Here is an 18,296-nt window from a genome sequence, read left to right as displayed (position 1 = left end):
TGAATTTACTTACTTAATCCAAACAGTTTTAACGTTGACAAATTCGCGAATACCTTCCACACTTAATTCCCGTCCAAAACCGGAACGTTTAATCCCCCCAAAGGGTAAACGAGGATCGGATTTAACCATACCGTTAATAAACACACAACCGGCCTCAATTTCGGTAATTAAACGCTCAATTTCTGCGGGGTTATTCGTCCAAGCACTAGAACCCAAACCAAAGGGACTATCATTAGCTAAAGCGATCGCTTCCTCGATATTTTTGACTCGAAATAGTAAAGCCACCGGTCCAAAAAATTCCTCTTTTTCCCCCGGAGAACCAGCAGGAATATCGGTTAAAATCGTCGGTAGATAGAAGTTACCTTTCCCCTCTAAACGTTGACCCCCCACAAGGACTTTACCACCCATAGCGACGGTTTTTTCCACTTGAGCGGCAATTTCCGAGACGATCGATAGCGTGGCCAAAGGACCAATATCAACAGCTTCATCGAGGGGATCACCAACTTTTAAAGCTTGGAATTTAGCCACCAATAACTGTTCAAATTGATCGGCGACAGTTTCCATAACAATAAACCGTTTGGCAGCGATACAAGTCTGACCATTATTTAACAATCTTGCCGTCACTGCCGTAGCCGCTGCCACCTCGATATCGGCACTATCTAAAACGATAAAAGGATCACTACCTCCCAACTCCAAAACCACCTTTTTGATCTGTTTTCCGGCGGCGGCTGCTAAACTGATCCCCGCCGGTTCACTACCGGTTAAAGTGGCGGCTTTTACCCGTTCATCGTTAATTAAATCACTAACGCGATCGGCCCCGATCAAAAGAGTTTGAAAAGCACCTTCAGGAAAACCAGCTTCTAATAAAATTCTTTCCACCGCTAAAGCTGATTGGGGAACATTAGAAGCGTGTTTGAGTAGGCCGACATTTCCCGCCATTAAAGCGGGAGCAGCAAAGCGAAATACTTGCCATAAAGGGAAATTCCAGGGCATAACCGCTAAAATTACCCCTAACGGTTGATAACGGACAAAACTGCGACTAGCATCGGTGGCAATCAGCACATCTTCCAGATAACCGGCGGCATTATCGGCATAAAAACGACAAACCAAGGCACATTTGAGGACTTCTGCGATCGCTGACTTGATCGGTTTCCCCATTTCTAAAGTCATGGTTTTAGCCAATGCTACTTGATCCCGTTCCAAAATATCCGCCGCTTGCCGTAACCACTGTCCCCGTTGAATGATGGCGGTGCGGCGATACTGCTGAAAAGTTGTCTCAGCTAGGGCCAATTTCGCCGCCAATTCCTCCGAGGTTAGAGGGGTAAAAGTCTTGAGAATTTCTCCAGTGGCAGGGTTAACTGAAGCGATACCCATATCCAATTGTCTCCTATCGAGCGCTATATCTCTAGTTTAGTTCTCCGGTTGTCCCGCTGCTCACACTAATTTGGCGATCGGGATTAGGATTCAGGAGATAGGAGTCAGGAGATAGGAGTCAGGAGACAGGAGATAGGGTGATAGGGTTTTGGGGTGATAGGGTGATGAGACAGCTTCCCCACTTCCCACTTCCCACTTCATAATTCATAATTCATAATTCATAATTCTCATCTCCCCAACCCCGAACACCTAACACCGATCAATACGGTGCTGCTGACATAATTCGATCGCTAATTGGATCGCCGCTTGCATACTCTGGGGTCTAGCGATGCCAAGACCGGCGATATCAAAAGCCGTCCCGTGGTCTGGAGAGGTGCGAACAAAAGGTAAACCGATGGTAGTGTTAACAGCACAGTCAAAAGCCATTAATTTGACGGGAATTAGGCCCTGATCGTGGTATAATGCCAGATATGCGTCGGCGGGTTGTCCTGCACCGCTAAACCAAGCGCGTCCCGGTTCCACCCAAAGCGTATCGGGGGGGACAAGGCCGATTAATTGGGTTTGCGGGTATTTTTGCGCCATTGACTCTAGCCAAGGCTGTAACCAGTCCTTTTCTTCCCTTCCCAGTTTTCCCGCTTCGCCACTGTGGGGATTAAGACCGGATATGGCGATTTTTGGGCGATCGATGCCGAAATCTAGCTTTAAAGACTCGATCAATAGGTCTAGTTTTCGGGTCATCAGATCGGGGTTAAGAGTATCGGGAACTTCTCGCAGGGGGATGTGGGTAGTGGCGAGGAGAGTGCGTAAGTTATAGCCAGTGTGAGGGGATTTAGCGACGAATAGCATCCCATAACGGTTAATTCCCGCCATAGTAGCTAAAACCTCCGTTTGACCGGGGAAATCATAACCGGCCAACTGCCAACAGGATTTAGCAATCGGACCGGTGACAATACCGTCAAATTCGCCCTTGAGGGTGCGTTTTATGGCTTCTTGCAGGTAAAGAAAGCTAATTTCACCACTATGGGCATCCCCACGCCCACAAACTATTTTTTCTTGATGGTAGGGCAAATCGATCAGAGAAAAGCGATCGAGGAGATAGGGATCGTGATAGGCTTTTTCGAGAAGCGTTCTGGTGCCGATTAGAGTAATCTGACAACCGGACGAGATTGGGGAATCGGCGATCGCTTTTAACACCACTTCAGGGCCGATTCCGGCGGGATCACCGACGGGGATAACTAGACGGGGAATAAAAGAGGCGGATTCCATAAATTTTGGCCGTCAATATTGCTAATTCTCCCGATTAATCTCATCGTTGACAATTATCAGGAGGGAATAAATCAGTAAACAATCTTCAGTTTACTGTAATCTAATGGCGATAGATAGTAACTTTAGGCAAATTAAATTTTTTAACTTTTCTGTTTTCTTATTGCCCAAATTAGCCAGATTGTTGTAAGCTTATGACCCAACTACAACCCGATATATTCGTTAACAACCGTCCCGATACCGATGGAGACGAGGAAGAAGACTACTTCGATTATTTTTATGATGAACCGGGTAGTGAACCGGGGACATTAATTATCGAACCGGATGCAAAACCCTCGCGGATTATTTTAATCGACTACGATGAAGATAACGCCATTCGCAAGGTGGATATTACTCCCAATGCTTGCGCCCCCTATATTGGCACAAATACCGTGTCTTGGATGGATATTCAAGGGTTAGGTAGTGAGACGGTTTTAAAACAAGTAGGGGAAATTTTTAATCTGCATCCTTTGTTATTAGAAGATGTGGTTAATGTGCCGCAGCGACCAAAGTTAGAGGACTATAACAATCAATTGTTAGTGATTTCTCAGATGGTGCGACTGAAAGAAGATGAAAGCGGTTTTGATACGGAACAGGTGAGTTTTGTCTTGGGAAAACGCTATCTTTTAAGTTTTCAAGAGGAGGAATTACAGGACTGTTTTGAGATAGTGAGAGATCGAATTCGCACTTCCCAGGGACGAGTACGGAAATCGGGGGCGGATTATTTAACCTATTTATTATTAGATACGATTATCGATGGTTATTTTCCCGTGGTAGAACACTACGAAGATCGGATTGAAGCGTTGGAAGATATGATCATTAGTAATCCCGATCGAGATACCATGCAGGAAATCTATGATGTCCGTCGGGAATTATTGGCACTGCGTCGCTTAATTTGGCCGATGCGAAATGTCCTACATTTACTGATGCGTGACCATCATGGTATAGTCAGCGATGAGGTACAAATTTATTTTCGTGATTCCTACGACCACGTCATTCAAATTCTGGAAATTATCGAAGCTTATCGAGAATTAGCGGCGAGTTTGATGGATGTTTATATGTCCACTATGGGCAATAAATTAAACGAAATTATGAAGTTTTTAACCGTAATTTCGACGATTTTTATTCCCTTAACTTTTATCGTTGGTGTCTATGGCATGAACTTCGAGAATATGCCAGAATTAAAAGGAGAATGGAGTTATTTCCTTGTCTGGTTAGTCATGTTAGCCGTAGCGGGGGGCTTGATTTTCTACTTCTGGCGCAAAGGTTGGTTTAAACCAATTTATTCCCTTAAAGAGGAAGCAAAAAGTTAGGTAAAGCAGTTATCTTAATGGTGAGATAGGAAGTTTTCCTTTGGGGGGAGACAGGAGACAGGAGATAGAATTCTAAATTCTAAATTCTAAATTCTAAATTCTAAATTCAGGAAATTGCTTTTATTTATTCTCCCCACTCCCAATTGATAATTGATAATTGATAATTCATAATTCATAATTGATAATTGATAATTCATAATTCCCACACCCTAGGCCTTTTTCAGCCAACCCTAATTATTCCACCACAAATGCGAGGATTTGGCCTTGGTAACTGCCGAAGCGAATCTGTAAACCGGACTCTAGGGGAACTTCTTGGTTATGTACCTGGTTCCAGTGGCCATCTTGGTAGATAAAAGTACCAAAACGGGAGAAATCTTCGAGAAAGTATTGATAGTCTGGATAATCGGCATTTTTACGGCAAATTATCCGACAATGGTTTTTACTAACCCATTTTTCAGTAATCTGTAGATCATTTTCCCTGTCCCGTCCTATATTCATGCCACCACCACGGATTGACAATTTTCTTTCGGGACGATCGAGATAGTATAAGAAAGCGGCGGGCATGGTTCCGGAGACATTGGGCATAACCGTCGGTAATTGAGTCTCATCAAGGGTTTGCAGCAATTGCCCGTCGAATTCCGGGTGCATATAGAGAATCGGCAAAGTCCAAGCGGGCTGATTGTACTTGTAGAGGGTTAATAACTGCTGCCTGGCGATGCGAACGGCCTGATCGATAGGGACTCTCGGACCGGGAAACAAGTTGGACATCTGCGCTTCTTTGTCTTTGAAACCGAAGAGGGTGCGGGTAAAAATTTCGATAAAACTCAAGGCCTCGCGATCTGCGATCGCATCTCGCATGGCCAAAACTGCGGGAACGCCGTGGTGAATCAAGACTTCCGCCAGACTGCTGCGGGGAATCATCTCCTGACCTGATTTAGCAGGATAAGCCCCCCAACAGGCATTAAAAACCGTTAAAATGACCTGATTTCTCACCAAAGCTTGGGCTAACTCCGTCCCGTTTAGCTGTTCTCCTGTCCGCAGAAATAGGGAACCGCCATTGGGGGCGGCGATTCCGTGGCCGGCGTAGAAAAAAGCTTGATATTTACCCGTATCCAAGGCCCTGGTCAGTTCTTCGGCCCCCGGTCGAATTAGGGTATCGACTTTGACTTTCACTCCCCAATTCTGGAGGGAACTACTGCCCCCAGGGGAGATGGACCGGATAAGATTGGCGGCCTCGGATTCCAGTGCCTGGTCGGGATTAGTTTCTCCACCGGTATTAATGGCGGTGAGGTTGAGGGAACTAGCGGCGGTTTTAATCTGTTTTTCGCCGATAACTAAGAGAATATTGAGACTATTACTCGTTTTTATCGGTGGCAGTGGGTCCACATCGCTGGTGGTGCGGCTAAAGAGTATATTCGGATGCAGAGATATGGCCTGTTTACCGGCTTGCTGCATAATTTCCCAGGGCAGCAGAATTAAATAGGGATTGCGACATTCCAAGCGAATTCGCAGGGGCTGATTTTTGCCGAGGGCGATTCCCTGACTTTGGGCAAAACTTTGACTAATTGATGCTTGAAATAACCATTCCCAGAGACTAATACCTAGTTTCTGCATTAATTGACCGCTATAACTGCCGCCTTCTCCCGAAAGAGTCAGTTTAGGTCGATAATTTCCTTCTAATTGCTCTAACATCGGCAAGGTCGGCATTTTTTGCAGACAGAACATTTCCTGCCAGGCCATCCATTCCGTGGTTAGACTCTCGGTCCATTCACAGTCATGATGCACATATCCCCCCGGTAGGGGTGCTTTCGTCACCCAACGGGCGAAGTTATTACTCGTGGCTAAACTAGCGATGGCTAAATTTAGACTAGGGATGGCATCATCGGTCATTGTGGTTATTGAGAAGTTTGAAGTCTATAGAATCTTATTCTAGAGGATTTCTGAAAAGCAAGGAAGAGTATTAAGTCACCAATAAACAACAAAGTTCGATAATTTTGGTTTGCAAAGTCGCCAAAGGTTCTGCACCCCGCTTGAGACGATATTCTAATTCGAGAAGTATGGGCAAGGTGGCCAGAAGTTGTTTAGAAGAAAAGGATTGTATCTCTTTGCGAATGAAATACAGTCGCTTGGGGTTGGCAATTTCGGCGGCGGCGGCGATATTTTTCTCGTCTTTTTCTCCTTCTTCAATTTTTAATTTTACTATTGCCCAAGTGCGAAATTGACCCCCTAGGGTGGCGGTGATAGCCAAGGGGTTCTCGTTGCGATTTAATAATTCATTGACTAATTCTAGGGCCTTGCCTGTCTCCCGTTTTAAAATCGCACTAGCTAACTGTAGGCTGCTTTGATTGCTGGCATTGACTAAGCTTAAAATGTCCTTTTTGTCAATAGTTCCCGCCGAATTATTTTTAAATAAACGCAGTTTTTCTAACTCCATCCACAGCAAGCGGCTGTTATTTCCCACTGATTCAGCTAAGAGTTCGATCGCATCGGGAGTTAATTTTACTCCCACTTCTTTGGCAATTTCCCTAACTCTTTGGGCAATTTCCTCGACTTTCCAAGGCGGAATTAGTTCAAATTCTTTAACCTCCGCCTGATTTTGGATAAACTTGCTCGATTTTAAGCGGGAGTCGGGTTTTTTGGCACTGGTTAATAACAGATAGGAATTTTCGGGTAAATTGGGCAAAGTGCGCTGTAATTCCTTGAAAATATCCTCGGAACATTGTTGACAAATAACCGTATCGGCTAACCAAACTAAACGATTTCCCATGCCGAAAACTGGAGTCATCGCTTGATTGAGGGCATCGATAATTGCCTCATTGCGATCACCATTAATTTTATCATAATTAAACTGTATCCAATTGGGATCGAGAAGTTTTGCTTGCAGATTTTTCACCGCTTGGTTAATAGCAAATTCATCTTCTCCCCAATAAAATATTGTCGGCATAAGCTTCTAATTATAGCAGTTAAGTAGGTAGGTGTTAAAAGTTGTCAGACACCCCTCTTATCAAGGGGGGACTAAGGGGGAATCGGCACCCCCCTTATTAAGGGGGGATCAAGGGGGGATTTATCTTCAATTTAATTATAACTACTTACTTATCTTGAGGTGTTACTCTTGCCCATTTTGCCAAATTTTTACAGTTTTGTCAGCACTACCACTAATTAAATATTTCTCATCGTCACTAATTACTAAAGATAACATTTTATCTGTGGGTTGATCAAGGGTTGCTAATTTTCCTTTGCTTGTTAAAGACCAAAACTTAATCATTTTATCGGAAAGCTTGTTTAATCTGATCAGCACAAGCAGCAGAGGATAAACCCAGAATTTCCTAATATTAACTATGGCTATTCATAAACACAGGTAAAGACTATCTGACTCGATAATTTCCCAAATTAATCAAAAAATAGACTCGATCGACCCCAAATAACGCACAATAAAAAAGGAAATGTCAAAGGAGAATCGCAAATGTTGCCCTATATCCTAGCGGTCGTGGTGGGATTAAGTAGTCTCTACCTCCTCACCACCGCTTTTATCGCCCCCGATCGCCACCGTCAAGATGATTTTCTCTGGAGTGCGGTAGGATTATTCTATGCCCTTGTCCTCTGGTTGTGCGCGGGAAGGATTACAGGCGCTATACTTCTGGGACAAGCTGCCGCGGCCATATTATTTATTGCTTTCGCTTGGCAAACTCTCAAACTCAGACAAGCGCTTTTTTATGCCGACAAACCGGTTAAATTATTTACTATTGTCGGTTGGTTAGGCAATCGTCTGGGGAAAGTTACTCCCTCTCAATCCCCTAAAACTAAAGCTAAACCTGAGAAAGTAGCAGCAAAAGTCAAAGAAACGGTTAAAGAAACGGTTGCCCCCGTTGTCGAAACAGCGGCAGCTATTGGAGAAACTATTACAGAATCAGTGACAGAAATTGGGGAAAAAGCTCAAGAAACGGTTGCCCCCGTTGTCGAAACAGCGGCAGCTATCGGGGAAACTACTACAGAATCAGTGACAGAAATTGAGGAAAAAGCTGAAGAAATTATTGATGATGGGGAAACTTTCGATGATTTCGATGATTTCGATGATTTTGATTTGGCAACGGAAGAGATCAACCCTTCCGAAAATCCTCCAGAAATTCCCCCGACTGAACCTGTCGCAACTGTTGAAGTCGAAACTATTGCCGTTAGCGAAACGGTGATTATTGAAGTTACCGAGGAAGATTTGCCCCCAGAAGAAACTATCGGAAAAGATACTCCCCCAGAAACTCGCTCAAAAAGGGAAGAAAATCCCCCCCCATCGGATTAAAAGTTAAGATTATTTAGCGGGTGGGTTAGGCAATAAGTAGGTAGGTGTTAAAAACTTTCAGATGCCCCCTTATTAAGGGGGGATCAAGGGTGGATCCATCTTCAATTTAATTATAACCAGCTACTTAATTACCGAAGAAATTAACTAATTAATTTAACCTCCCCCCCCCACCCAGTCAAACCAAGTTTAAAAGGTGAATGGTTTTATTTTCCCAGTACACAGGGATAGATTTTCTCGTTTTTCGGGACGATTCCCGAGATAATCTTCTAACCAAAGACAACCTCGATCGAGCAATTTTTGTAAATAATTATATTCTGTTTCTAAGGGCCATCGGTGCTTTTGACCATCCCTAGCAATAATCACAATCTCTTGACCATCAGGACTAAAAGTGATCCCATAGACGATATCTTCTTCTATTTTAAACTCGGAGCGCAAATTTCCGTCAATGTCCCAGCGTCTAGCTGTACCATCCCTTGAAATAGCGGCGATTTTTTCACCATCGGGACTAAAACTAACTCCATAAACGGGAAAAGAATCGGTTTTAATCTCCTTTAAAAGATTACCTTGCAAATCCCAAATTTTAATCTTTCCCCGAGTAGCAGTAGCAATTTTTTGAAGATCGGGAGAAAACATCAAATCATAGATAATACTATCATCGGCCGTCCAAGAATTAACTAATTGTGGTCGATGATTACTTAAATGCCAGTATTGAGTTTTTCCCTCGCTTGTTCCCGTGATTATTGCTGTTCCCTCTCCATTAAAAGCAAGACTATAAATTGGTACTTGACTAGCAGTAAATTCTTGAAGCATTGTTCCTTTTTGGCTCCAGATTTGTACTTTTCCACTTCTTCCTGTAATCGCTATCTGATTACCATCGGGATGAAAAGCAATACTATAAATTGAACGCATTTTTGTGGCAAATTCTCTAATTTTTTTACCTTGTGAATCGAGTAAAGTAATCTGACCATCTTTATTAGCAATAGCGATAATATTGCCCTGGGAATTAATGGTAACACTGGTATTATCAGTCCTAGTTTGATTTAAATTGTTCAGTTGCCAAATTTTAGCCGTTTCATCACTCGATCCAGTTACCACCTCTTTTCCATCTTGACTAAATACAGCAGTAAAAACCGATTCTTGATGTCCTTTGAGATTAGTTATTTCTTCCCCTTGCAGTCCCCAAATTTTAGCACTACCGTCACTAGATGCAGTAATTACAAACTGGCCATCAGGACTAAAATTAACACTGTTGACAAAATCTTGATGTCCCCGGAAAATAGCTCTTAAATTTCCCTGTAAATCCCAGATTTTAGCAGTTTTATCGGCCGCTGCCCCGGCAATTTTTTGACCGTCGGGACTAAAATTAACACTATAAAAAGCCTCAATATTTTCTTGACCTAAACTCAAGATAATTTTACCTGATAAATCCCAGATTTTAATCGTACCATCCCGGGAAGCGGTGGCAATTTTTTGACCATCGGGACTAAAACTAGCTGCATCTATCGATCTTTTATGTCCCTTAAATACCTGTAAAGTTTGACCTGATAAATTCCACAATCTAGCAGTTTTATCCCTAGAAGTGGTGACAATTTTTTGACCATCGGGACTAAAACTAACACTATAAACCGATTCTTGATGGTCAGAATAGGTGACTAAGTTTTGTCCTTGCAAGTTCCAAATTTTGGCGGTTTTGTCTTCGGAAGCGGTAGCGATTTTTTGACCATCGGGACTAAAACTAACACTATAAACTGCTCCTTGATGACCGGTCAAAGTTTGAATATTCTCACCTTTTTGATTCCAAATTTTTACCGTTCCATCTTGAGAAGCAGTGGCGATTTTTTGACGATCAGGACTAATACTAACACTATAAATAGTTCCCCGGTGTCCTTGCAGTTGGTTTTTTTCTTGAATGCGATCTAAAATTTGTTGTAGGGTAATAATTGGACTGGTAGCAGGATATTTACCCAAGGTTTGCCCATCAGTAACGATATTTTTTAAACTATTTACTGCTTGCATGGCCGCCATTAAAGATTCTAGTTCTTCAAATTGAAATTGTTGCCAATAACTGTCACCATTGCGCTGTAATTGAATACCTAGTTGAGCGGTTTCTACTTGCTGCCATGCTTGTTTTACTTGAATAAAAGCTAAGAGAGAACCCAAAAGAGAAGCAATTAAAATTACCGAGCCAATTTGAATTCTTTTCGTAGCTTTTTGGTGAGCGATTGCTAAAATTTTATTAGCTTGCCTCTGGGTTTCTAGGCTAATTTCTGCCTCTCTTTTATCGAGATTTTGACTAGCAGTTAAAAACTGATAATCAAGATTACTTAGGCTTTTCCCCTGAGACCAATCAAGGGCATTATTTAAAGCTTTTCCGCGTAAAAGCCGTGATTCATCGGTATAATTAGACTGTTGCCAAGCGGCGATCGCTTCTGAGTAGGGACGCAATTGCTCTAATTGTTTTTCCAGCCAATTGAGATTAAATATTTCTCGATAAATAGGATTATATACTACTAATTGATTATCCTTTTTTACCACTAATCCCGACAACCTTAATTCCCCTTGTTCTGGACTATCATCGCACAGAATCGCCCCCTTTTCTAAAATTTGTTGATAGATGCCTAACAAACGACCCGCTTTGTCTTGATTTCTTAACAAGCGATCAGCAATAGTTCGCAGATGAACTGGTTCATCATGAGATTCCCAATTATTAATAATTCTCTCTTTGATCAGCGTCTCAATATCTAAATTACTTTCCCGCAATAACTGGCAGATTTTCTGGGTTAAAAATGGCTGTCCTCCCGTCCAAAAAATAACTTTTTCTAACCAGTCGGGTTGATAATTACTTTGACTGGATAATCCTGCGGCTAAAGGAGCAATTTCTGCCAGATTAAATCCCGTTAATTCGATCGCCTGGCCGATATTAAAAGATGTTTGGGTCTTTTCGCGAATTAAATCTGCTGGGGTAGCAACACCGAATAAAGCAAAAGTAATTCTTTCATACTGGGCATTTTCCGCTCTTTGGTTATAACAATAACGAATCAGGGAAAAAAAGTCATCTAGAGAAAACTGTAAACTGAGAATTTTATCGATCTCGTCGATAAAAATATATATTTTCTCTCCCTGACAATAAACTAATAAAACTTCCTCAATAAATTGTCCCAAACGCTGCACGGGGGGTAAATCCTCTCGCTCGCGCAACCAGGATTTAAGATTAATTTTTCCCGTCAGATTAAATCCTAAAAACAAACGGGTGATCACGCCGTTATACCATTGGGATAAATTATCATTACTACCAAGACTGGTTATATCTACGGACGCGCAATCCATGCCTAATTGCTGTAAGATATGAGTCACTCGTACCCTTAAACTGGATTTACCCATCTGACGACAGTTAAAAACGTAGCAAAATTGACCATTTTTTAACGCCGTTAACAGTTCTCGATCGGCATTTCTCTCGATATAGGTAGGATGGTTATAGGCAAGACTACCCCCGACACGATATTGATAATTCATTATTCTTAAACAAAATTATTTCAATGTCACCAACGGAAATAAAATAGACAATTCTGATTTAGATATCTATAATGCAAGGATAATCGCTATTGACAACCTATCCCCAAGGCAATTATGAAGAAAACTTTTTTCACCTCCATCGCCGTTAGTGCCACCCTCGTCAGTGGCATTGTTTTAGGTACTCTTGATGCCGGCAGTGCCTCCGCTTGTGCTTTCGCTAAAGGTAAAAGCATTTTTGGCAGCAATACCACCTTCCATCTGGATCCTAACAAACTTATTTTAGGGGTTGCCGGTGCTACGGGAGCAATCACCGTAGCTGGTGTTTTAAGCTACCGTCGTTTTCACTCTGCGCAGCCTGCCGAAGATGCCACCGCTAACCTGCCGGCGGTATTTCCTATCCCCATTCCCCCCGCAGCTTTAAACGCGGCAGTGGTGACGGAAGAAGCGGCAGAAACCAACAAAATCTCCTAAAAATCTGCTAGATTCCCTCAAAAAAGGTGTTGGCATCCCCGCAGATTTCCCGCTAGGCAACACCTTTTTCTAGCTAATTGTGTCCCAGTTATCAGAATTTTCAGCGATTTTTAAGTTATGTTAAAAGGTGCAACCCTACCACCAGAGGTAAAGATGGGCAACTCTACCACATTTTCCGACACCCCACTTCGCAAAGATCATCACACTTGGGAGCATTTAAAACAAGCCATCGCCGCTAGTTCCGGTTTTCGGCGTTGGCAGCAAGAACAACTAGAATCAGGTAAGAATAGAGACGATGCTGATGCTCGCATTTGTTCCTATCTACGCGAAACTTTAGAAACTTTAGCCTACTAGATTGATGCTCCCCAGCTATGATGGCATGGGGACTTTTTTTGTCTGTTTAAGCTAATTTGCGGGTATTATTTTCTGCGCGCTTCATAACCTAATAACCAGACAAAAGCGACAATTAAAGGCAGGAAATAATAAATAGCTCGATAGGCGATTAAAGAACCTAAAAGCTCGGCATTAGATACATATTCTGGTCGTAATCTCAGCATGATAAACTCAAAAACACCTATTCCCCCCGGCACATTGCTTAATACCCCTGCCGTCATGGCAAATACATAGAGACCGAAAAATACTAAAAACGAAGTATTGTAGTTGCCCGGGAGAAGAAGATATAGAACTCTAGCGGCTAATATCCAATCGATAAAAGTCAACAAAATCAAAGCCAGAGAAAGATTCCAAGCAGGCAAATAGATATTTTCTTTGCCGATTTTTATGGGTTTTTTATAAGTGAGAGTCAAGAAAAAATATCCCGTAACCAAGAATAAAAAAATTATTCCTAAAGGTTTGGTAGTTAAAAAAGGTAATTTTAAAAGTTGAGGAATCCGTTGGGGATCGAGGAGGAAACTTACACCACCAATGCCTAACATTCCTAACCAAAAGCTTAAATGGGTAAAAGTGATAACTTTGGCAATATCCACCACCCCCACCCCCGCAGGAGTATAGAAACGATAACGGATAGCAGTCCCAGAAAATAAGGTTAAACCAATGGTATTACCAAAAGCATAACTGATAAAAGCAGTACGGATAATAGTGCCTAAAGCTAAGGGATGATTGATATAATAAAAACCTAGGCGATCATAACCCGTCATCGACAAATAACCCAAAGCCATGCAAAAAATAGCTTCTAGCTTACGACTTGTGGTAATATGATCCAAACTAGCCAACAGTTGGGCAAAAGTGTAGTGTTTAAATTCTTGACTAATTGACCAGACCGCTAGAATAAACAAACTCAAAGATAGGATAATCGGAGCAAAACGCAGGATTTTTTTATACATCTTAACTTTTTACGAATTACTTTTAACTAATTAAAATTCATGAGAAAATCAAAGCTAGATTTAGCCAAACGTCTAAATCGATCCCGAAAAAGGAAATATGATAAATTCCTGACTTCTTCCTTATATTTAACAATTACTCTGGTTTTATGTTACCTAGTTTATCTCAATCTTCCTTGGTCTTTCCATCTTTTTATGCGTTGGGCAACTAAAGGGGGTGATTTAAACAAAATTCCTGACAAATTTTATGCAGAACTTAATCAATTGTGTTTGAGGGCAGATAGTACGGGGGAAGTAAGAACGAGAAACTATACAGAATATACAGAAATCGCCGAATCTCTTGGCACCTTTAGATGTACCTTAGTTAATGGTGGTCAAGAGTGGTTAATAGAAGATTATAAATCTTTTAGTTCTGCCGATGAAGCGATTTTAGGCACTCAGTTGGCGGTTTTTATCACCGAGATTTTGGGAACAGATTATAGTTATAGAATTCGCGCTTATATTCCCAGATACTAAGGAGCAACTAACTCCTGAAAAAACCTGTAAACCTAGGGATGGGTTCTGCACCCATCCTTAGAAAAAATTAGTTTTCCGATAGGTTTTTTGGTCGGGAAGGCCGAGGGATAGGGGATTGTCCGGGGGGAAAAGGTCGTTTTTCTCCTTCCCCTTGCGGTCCAGAATATCTATCGGCCGAGGGACGACGATTTTTATCAAAAGGCTTTTTAAAACCTCCCTTACCCATCGGTTTTTTCTTGCTGGCAAAACCGAGGTCTAACCCTTCCAAAATAGTTAAGGCATCCCCTTTAAGCTGTACCTGAAAATCCCAAAAACGACTGACCGGTTTACTAGGTAAAGTGCCGCGCAATTTTAGTTTAAAAAACTTGGGTTTGTCCGCTTCAGTTTTGGGCATTTGTCGGATTTTGACCACTACCGCTTGATTTTCCCGTTCGGTAAAGATGACTTCACCTCGAATCGAAAAATAACCAGGGGTAGAAGCGAGGAGTGGCTCTATCTCTAGATCATCCTCTTTTTTCAGGGTTTCTGGTTCCCAAACACCGACAATCTGAACATGAAGAGCATCATTTTCCTGACGGGTGCGCGGATAAACCACCCAAAGATGGGGTTTTTCCAGATCGAGATGATTTTTAACCAAACTGATCACCCGGCCGAGAATCACAGAATCGATCAGAGTACCATCGGCAGTTAAAATATTGCCTTTAGTTAATTGTTCCTCCGATCGCTGATAATGGCCATAGACGAGACCGATCGCCCGATACTGCCGCAGATGACTGGGAGGGGGGATCGGTTGTTGGCGTTTGACTTCTTCGGGGGTGGCTGACTCTACGGCTAAGTCAGCCTCGGTATGGGGGGACTCAAGGGGGACTTCCTGAAGTTCCACTTCAGGAGTCGGGGGGGTTTTCGGTGATTCGGTAAACCGATTCCCAGGACGATTCATATCACACTCCTAGCGGCGGAGACACATAGTAAATTAGTAATCAAGCAAGTCAAAAGCGCAATCTGGGGGGTTACAATAACCCTCTAGGGCGAATTTACTGGCATCTAATATATTAAGAACCATGATCTTTTGACTGTCAACCCAGTCAAAACCCTTTTGAGTCTTGACCGTTTGCCCATTGTACTCATTGACACTCCCGTCGCTAAAAGCGAGGGATTCTTGGTTCAACGAGTCCACTTAAACTAGATACCTTGCGTTATCCAACCCAGAGGTGGTTCTCTCCCCAAGCATTACTTTTCGTATGCCCTACGATAGTCCCCCAACCCCCCCCCGACGTCGGGGGGGGTTGGGGGTACAAAATTTGCTTGAATTGAAACGTTAGCTTCAAATACTGCTTTGTCTAATTCCTGTAAAGATTTTACCTACTCACGGGTGAGAAACTAGAACTATTGAGTAGAACCCCATATCTTTAATTGTCAAGGTGCAGAGGTTGTAGTGATTAGACTACATGGGTTTTTAAAGCGGTTAATTACCCTATCCGCTATACTCATATAGTAGCTATTTAGCCTGAGTAGGTCAAGACCCTTAAAAGAAGAAGTCATGCGAGATTTTTTCAGGAGACTGGACGCTTATTTTTAATCTGGCTTCGTGTCACTGAGCCTTGACATTGAGCCTGTCGAAATGTGTCGAAGTGCTGTTTTATATTGGCGCTTGGTTTCATCCCGTCGCGCTCATGCGGGGGTCTTCACCCCGACATTTGAGATAAAGAGCGGCGAATTCGATCGATCCCCTAATCAAATCTCTAGATTTCTATAACTTTTTCTTGTCTGTTCCCTCCCACCCCAGTCTATGAAAGCCTCTCTCTCTAACCGTCGTTGGCTGTCCATCGGTCTCATCCTGATGTTATTTGCTTTGCTGTCTTTCTCGACTATGCCGCTATTGACTTCTATTCTCAAAAGTCAGCACTCCTCGGGCCAGAGTCATCTGTCCGCAGTGAAACAAGAGGAATTAGCCAGTCAAGCACTGGGTTATCAGATGGTTTTAGAGCGTGAACCCGATAATCAGACGGCTTTGCGGGGATTATTAGATACTCGCTTACAGCAGGGCGATTTAAAGCAAGCGATCGAACCTTTAGAAAAATTAGCGCAACTTAACCCCCAACAATCCGATTATCTACTACTTTTAGCAGAAGCAAAACAGCAAATAGAGGACTATACAGGAGCCACAGGCAGTTATCGCAGCCTTTTGGCCTCCCAACCCCAAGATCTACGGGCCTTAACCGGATTAACTAATTTATTTCTCAGCCAAAACCGCTCTATCGAGGCGATTAGTCTGGTTAAAGACACGATTGATCGCGCTTTAAAAGCCGCTGCCGATCCCAATAATCCGGCTAGTTTAATCGATATCGTTTCCGTTCAGTTACTTTTAGGAAAAATCTATTTCGAGCAGCAAAACTATCCGGAAGCTTTAAACGCCTATCAACAAGCTCAACAGATGGATGTTAACGATTTCCGACCGATTTTAGCGGCGGCGATCGTACTAAAAGAACAGGGCAAAAATCAAGAGGCTCAACCCCTCTTTCAAGAGGCTCTCGGTCGCGCTCCTTTTGCCTACAGAGAGGAGATTCAGTCCCTAATCAGGAGTCAGGAGATCGGAGCCAGGAGATAGGAGATAGGAGATAGGAGATAGGGTTTTGGGGTGATAGGGTGATGAGACAGCTTCCCCACTTCCCCCACTTCCCACTTCCCAATTCATAATTCATAATTCATAATTCCCCCACTTCCCACTTCCCAATTCATAATTCATAATTCATAATTCATAATTCCCATAGTTTTGTAACGGCAATTTTTACTAAAAATCAATAAATGTAAACTTTAATCACAAGCTCGATCGAGTCCCGACAAAGGTGTTATATTAAAAACATAAGGCACAAGGGAAGCGACTCAACTTCCTTTCAGGCAAAAAGACCTAGAGCCTGTGCCACCTGCTCTAGCTCAACGCAACAGCTAAATCGGACGCAGATTCTCGAAGTTTGTAAAGTAAAGTATGGTTTCGCCTCTGTTGCTCGATATAGGACAGATGGAGTGAGCCGTAATCAGCACCTGAGTCGGTAAACTGAGAAATCTTGATAGTTGACAGATAGACTGTTGTGGGTTCCGTAAACCTCTATTATATTGAGTCCGTTAAATTTTTAGGAGTCCATATCGTTTGCACAAGATGAAGCCCGCCTCCCTAGGCGGGCCTATTGTGTTTTTAGAAAACCGCCACGAGATATTCCTGTAACTGCAATTGATAACCTGCCTGTAGCTGACAGGGATAATCAAGGGAAAACTCAGGTAAAGCTAATAGAGAACTTTTTTGACAACTAACCAAAGCCACATCGAAGCGACAGGTTAAATCGGACCATTGGGGATAAAAGGAGAGAAATATCTGAGCAGCTTCGTAAATTCTCCCCTGTTTACGGTCATCGATTGCTAATTTGCCCCCTAAATCCCAATTGCCGGCGCTGCGGGTTTTAACCTCGACAAAAGCGAGAATCGCCTGAGACTCAGACAAAACGATTAAATCGATTTCACCGCCACCACTACGCCAACGACGCTGGAGGATATGCCATTGCTGTAATTGCAACCAATCCGCCACCAAATTTTCGCCCAATTCCCCCACAGTTGTCATCTTCAGTTATCAGTGAACAGTGAACAGTGAACAGGGAACAGGGAACAGGGAACAACGTTGATTTATTATCCTGTCTTCTGACTCCGAACTCCTGACTACTGGCTCCTGTCTCCTGTCTCCGAACCAAGCAGGACAATTTTCTTTACCAGAGGTCTATTACAAAAGTCCTTCTAGACGACGACGGATGCTGTCCAACTCCGCATCGGGAATCTCGGAAAACTCTTCTTCGGCGGGGGGGACTTCCTCTTTTTGCCAATCCAACTCCGAGGCATTGCTTTCGGGGGGAATTACCAACATACCCGCTTCAATCATCTCCGCTTGATAGCCAGCATCGCGACAAAATTCTGCCACTTCCTCCGAATCAATTTTCTCTACCGTGGGAGTCGGAAAATCCTGCGCCTCTAACAGCAGCGCATAACGGGTGGCATCATCTTCCGATTCAAACATCAACACCTTATTGATAGCTCCCATTTGAATGGTGTGGATACCTTCGTTTTCTGTGCCTGCGTTAAAAAGTAGTACAAATACACGCATAATTACTATTAGCGATCGATAAGCAG

The 18,296-nt window shown here is 42.8% G+C and carries 17 protein-coding genes; 6 read left to right on the top strand and 11 right to left on the bottom strand.

The genetic code is table 11. The features are described 5' to 3' along the window. Positions 1 to 9: 9 nt before the first annotated feature. A complete protein-coding gene (locus N0824_RS02120) occupies positions 10 to 1,374 on the bottom strand; it encodes an NAD-dependent succinate-semialdehyde dehydrogenase (RefSeq protein WP_108935522.1) in 1,365 nt (454 codons plus the stop codon). A 249-nt stretch (positions 1,375 to 1,623) separates the two neighbouring features. Beyond that, a complete protein-coding gene (pdxA, locus tag N0824_RS02115; RefSeq protein WP_108935521.1) occupies positions 1,624 to 2,640 on the bottom strand; it encodes a 4-hydroxythreonine-4-phosphate dehydrogenase PdxA in 1,017 nt (338 codons plus the stop codon). A 191-nt stretch (positions 2,641 to 2,831) separates the two neighbouring features. Between pdxA and corA the strand changes: the two genes are divergently transcribed. Beyond that, positions 2,832 to 3,989 (top strand): magnesium/cobalt transporter CorA, encoded by a 1,158-nt coding sequence (gene corA / locus N0824_RS02110; protein ID WP_002757043.1) that lies wholly within the window; start codon positions 2,832 to 2,834, stop codon positions 3,987 to 3,989. 234 nt (positions 3,990 to 4,223) lie between these two features. Here the strand turns inward: corA and N0824_RS02105 are convergent, their stop codons facing one another. From N0824_RS02105 to N0824_RS02095, 3 genes are all read right to left on the bottom strand, one after another. Further along, positions 4,224 to 5,879 carry a CHAT domain-containing protein gene (locus tag N0824_RS02105; protein ID WP_108935520.1) on the bottom strand — a complete coding sequence of 552 codons (1,656 nt, stop codon included), beginning with the start codon at positions 5,877 to 5,879 and terminating at the stop codon, positions 4,224 to 4,226. A gap of 70 nt (positions 5,880 to 5,949) precedes the next feature. After that, entirely contained in the window at positions 5,950 to 6,933 is a 984-nt protein-coding gene (holA, locus tag N0824_RS02100) for a DNA polymerase III subunit delta (RefSeq protein ID WP_108935519.1), read from the bottom strand. Between the two features lie 162 nt (positions 6,934 to 7,095). Beyond that, positions 7,096 to 7,287 carry a WD40 repeat domain-containing protein gene (locus tag N0824_RS02095; RefSeq protein WP_108935518.1) on the bottom strand — a complete coding sequence of 64 codons (192 nt, stop codon included), beginning with the start codon at positions 7,285 to 7,287 and terminating at the stop codon, positions 7,096 to 7,098. A 165-nt stretch (positions 7,288 to 7,452) separates the two neighbouring features. Here N0824_RS02095 and N0824_RS02090 point away from each other — a divergent pair, with 165 nt between their 5' ends. Beyond that, positions 7,453 to 8,283, top strand: a complete 831-nt coding sequence (locus N0824_RS02090; protein ID WP_108935517.1) for a Ycf66 family protein — start codon at positions 7,453 to 7,455, stop codon at positions 8,281 to 8,283. Between the two features lie 186 nt (positions 8,284 to 8,469). Here the strand turns inward: N0824_RS02090 and N0824_RS02085 are convergent, their stop codons facing one another. Continuing rightward, complete coding sequence (locus tag N0824_RS02085; RefSeq protein WP_108935516.1) at positions 8,470 to 11,796, bottom strand: AAA-like domain-containing protein; 3,327 nt, start codon at positions 11,794 to 11,796, stop codon at positions 8,470 to 8,472. Positions 11,797 to 11,910: 114 nt separating this feature from the next. Between N0824_RS02085 and N0824_RS02080 the strand changes: the two genes are divergently transcribed. Next, positions 11,911 to 12,267, top strand: coding sequence for a hypothetical protein (locus N0824_RS02080; RefSeq protein WP_108935515.1), 357 nt, complete (start codon positions 11,911 to 11,913; stop codon positions 12,265 to 12,267). A 117-nt stretch (positions 12,268 to 12,384) separates the two neighbouring features. Further along, positions 12,385 to 12,621, top strand: a complete 237-nt coding sequence (locus N0824_RS02075) for a hypothetical protein (protein WP_108935514.1) — start codon at positions 12,385 to 12,387, stop codon at positions 12,619 to 12,621. A gap of 65 nt (positions 12,622 to 12,686) precedes the next feature. On the opposite strand, the gene N0824_RS02070 is transcribed toward N0824_RS02075, so the two are convergent. Then, the gene (locus N0824_RS02070; protein WP_108935513.1) at positions 12,687 to 13,610 is read right to left on the bottom strand and encodes a lysylphosphatidylglycerol synthase domain-containing protein; all 924 of its coding nucleotides are present in this window, start codon (positions 13,608 to 13,610) and stop codon (positions 12,687 to 12,689) included. 39 nt (positions 13,611 to 13,649) lie between these two features. On the opposite strand from N0824_RS02070, the gene N0824_RS02065 reads away from it, so the two are divergent. Beyond that, positions 13,650 to 14,123 carry a hypothetical protein gene (locus tag N0824_RS02065; RefSeq protein WP_108935512.1) on the top strand — a complete coding sequence of 158 codons (474 nt, stop codon included), beginning with the start codon at positions 13,650 to 13,652 and terminating at the stop codon, positions 14,121 to 14,123. Between the two features lie 67 nt (positions 14,124 to 14,190). Here the strand turns inward: N0824_RS02065 and N0824_RS02060 are convergent, their stop codons facing one another. Both N0824_RS02060 and N0824_RS02055 read right to left on the bottom strand, forming a co-directional pair. Then, entirely contained in the window at positions 14,191 to 15,063 is an 873-nt protein-coding gene (locus N0824_RS02060) for a hypothetical protein (protein ID WP_108935511.1), read from the bottom strand. Between the two features lie 33 nt (positions 15,064 to 15,096). Then, a complete protein-coding gene (locus N0824_RS02055; RefSeq protein ID WP_108935510.1) occupies positions 15,097 to 15,300 on the bottom strand; it encodes a hypothetical protein in 204 nt (67 codons plus the stop codon). A 612-nt stretch (positions 15,301 to 15,912) separates the two neighbouring features. Between N0824_RS02055 and N0824_RS02045 the strand changes: the two genes are divergently transcribed. Continuing rightward, on the top strand, positions 15,913 to 16,731 hold the full coding sequence (locus N0824_RS02045) for a lipopolysaccharide assembly protein LapB (protein ID WP_108935509.1): 819 nt from the start codon (positions 15,913 to 15,915) through the stop codon (positions 16,729 to 16,731). Positions 16,732 to 17,316: 585 nt separating this feature from the next. On the opposite strand, the gene N0824_RS02040 is transcribed toward N0824_RS02045, so the two are convergent. After that, a complete protein-coding gene (locus N0824_RS02040) occupies positions 17,317 to 17,736 on the bottom strand; it encodes a YraN family protein (RefSeq protein WP_108935508.1) in 420 nt (139 codons plus the stop codon). A gap of 156 nt (positions 17,737 to 17,892) precedes the next feature. Then, positions 17,893 to 18,270: a DUF3110 domain-containing protein gene (locus N0824_RS02035; protein ID WP_104395290.1), complete on the bottom strand. Its 378-nt coding sequence runs from the start codon at positions 18,268 to 18,270 to the stop codon at positions 17,893 to 17,895. Between the last annotated feature and the right edge of the window lie 26 nt (positions 18,271 to 18,296).

Origin of the sequence: Microcystis sp. 0824 (genome assembly GCF_003112475.1) — a bacterium.
Classification (GTDB): Bacteria; Cyanobacteriota; Cyanobacteriia; order Cyanobacteriales; family Microcystaceae; genus Microcystis; species Microcystis aeruginosa_C.
This window is presented reverse-complemented; position numbering and strand designations above follow the sequence as displayed.

Coding starts and splice junctions, on each gene's coding strand:
- N0824_RS02120 (WP_108935522.1), bottom strand. CDS start 1,374: ATGGGTATCGCTTCAGTTAACCCTGCCACTGGAGAAATTCTCAAGACT.
- pdxA (WP_108935521.1), bottom strand. CDS start 2,640: ATGGAATCCGCCTCTTTTATTCCCCGTCTAGTTATCCCCGTCGGTGAT.
- corA (WP_002757043.1), top strand. CDS start 2,832: ATGACCCAACTACAACCCGATATATTCGTTAACAACCGTCCCGATACC.
- N0824_RS02105 (WP_108935520.1), bottom strand. CDS start 5,879: ATGACCGATGATGCCATCCCTAGTCTAAATTTAGCCATCGCTAGTTTA.
- holA (WP_108935519.1), bottom strand. CDS start 6,933: ATGCCGACAATATTTTATTGGGGAGAAGATGAATTTGCTATTAACCAA.
- N0824_RS02090 (WP_108935517.1), top strand. CDS start 7,453: ATGTTGCCCTATATCCTAGCGGTCGTGGTGGGATTAAGTAGTCTCTAC.
- N0824_RS02085 (WP_108935516.1), bottom strand. CDS start 11,796: ATGAATTATCAATATCGTGTCGGGGGTAGTCTTGCCTATAACCATCCT.
- N0824_RS02080 (WP_108935515.1), top strand. CDS start 11,911: ATGAAGAAAACTTTTTTCACCTCCATCGCCGTTAGTGCCACCCTCGTC.
- N0824_RS02075 (WP_108935514.1), top strand. CDS start 12,385: ATGTTAAAAGGTGCAACCCTACCACCAGAGGTAAAGATGGGCAACTCT.
- N0824_RS02070 (WP_108935513.1), bottom strand. CDS start 13,610: ATGTATAAAAAAATCCTGCGTTTTGCTCCGATTATCCTATCTTTGAGT.
- N0824_RS02065 (WP_108935512.1), top strand. CDS start 13,650: ATGAGAAAATCAAAGCTAGATTTAGCCAAACGTCTAAATCGATCCCGA.
- N0824_RS02060 (WP_108935511.1), bottom strand. CDS start 15,063: ATGAATCGTCCTGGGAATCGGTTTACCGAATCACCGAAAACCCCCCCG.
- N0824_RS02045 (WP_108935509.1), top strand. CDS start 15,913: ATGAAAGCCTCTCTCTCTAACCGTCGTTGGCTGTCCATCGGTCTCATC.
- N0824_RS02040 (WP_108935508.1), bottom strand. CDS start 17,736: ATGACAACTGTGGGGGAATTGGGCGAAAATTTGGTGGCGGATTGGTTG.
- N0824_RS02035 (WP_104395290.1), bottom strand. CDS start 18,270: ATGCGTGTATTTGTACTACTTTTTAACGCAGGCACAGAAAACGAAGGT.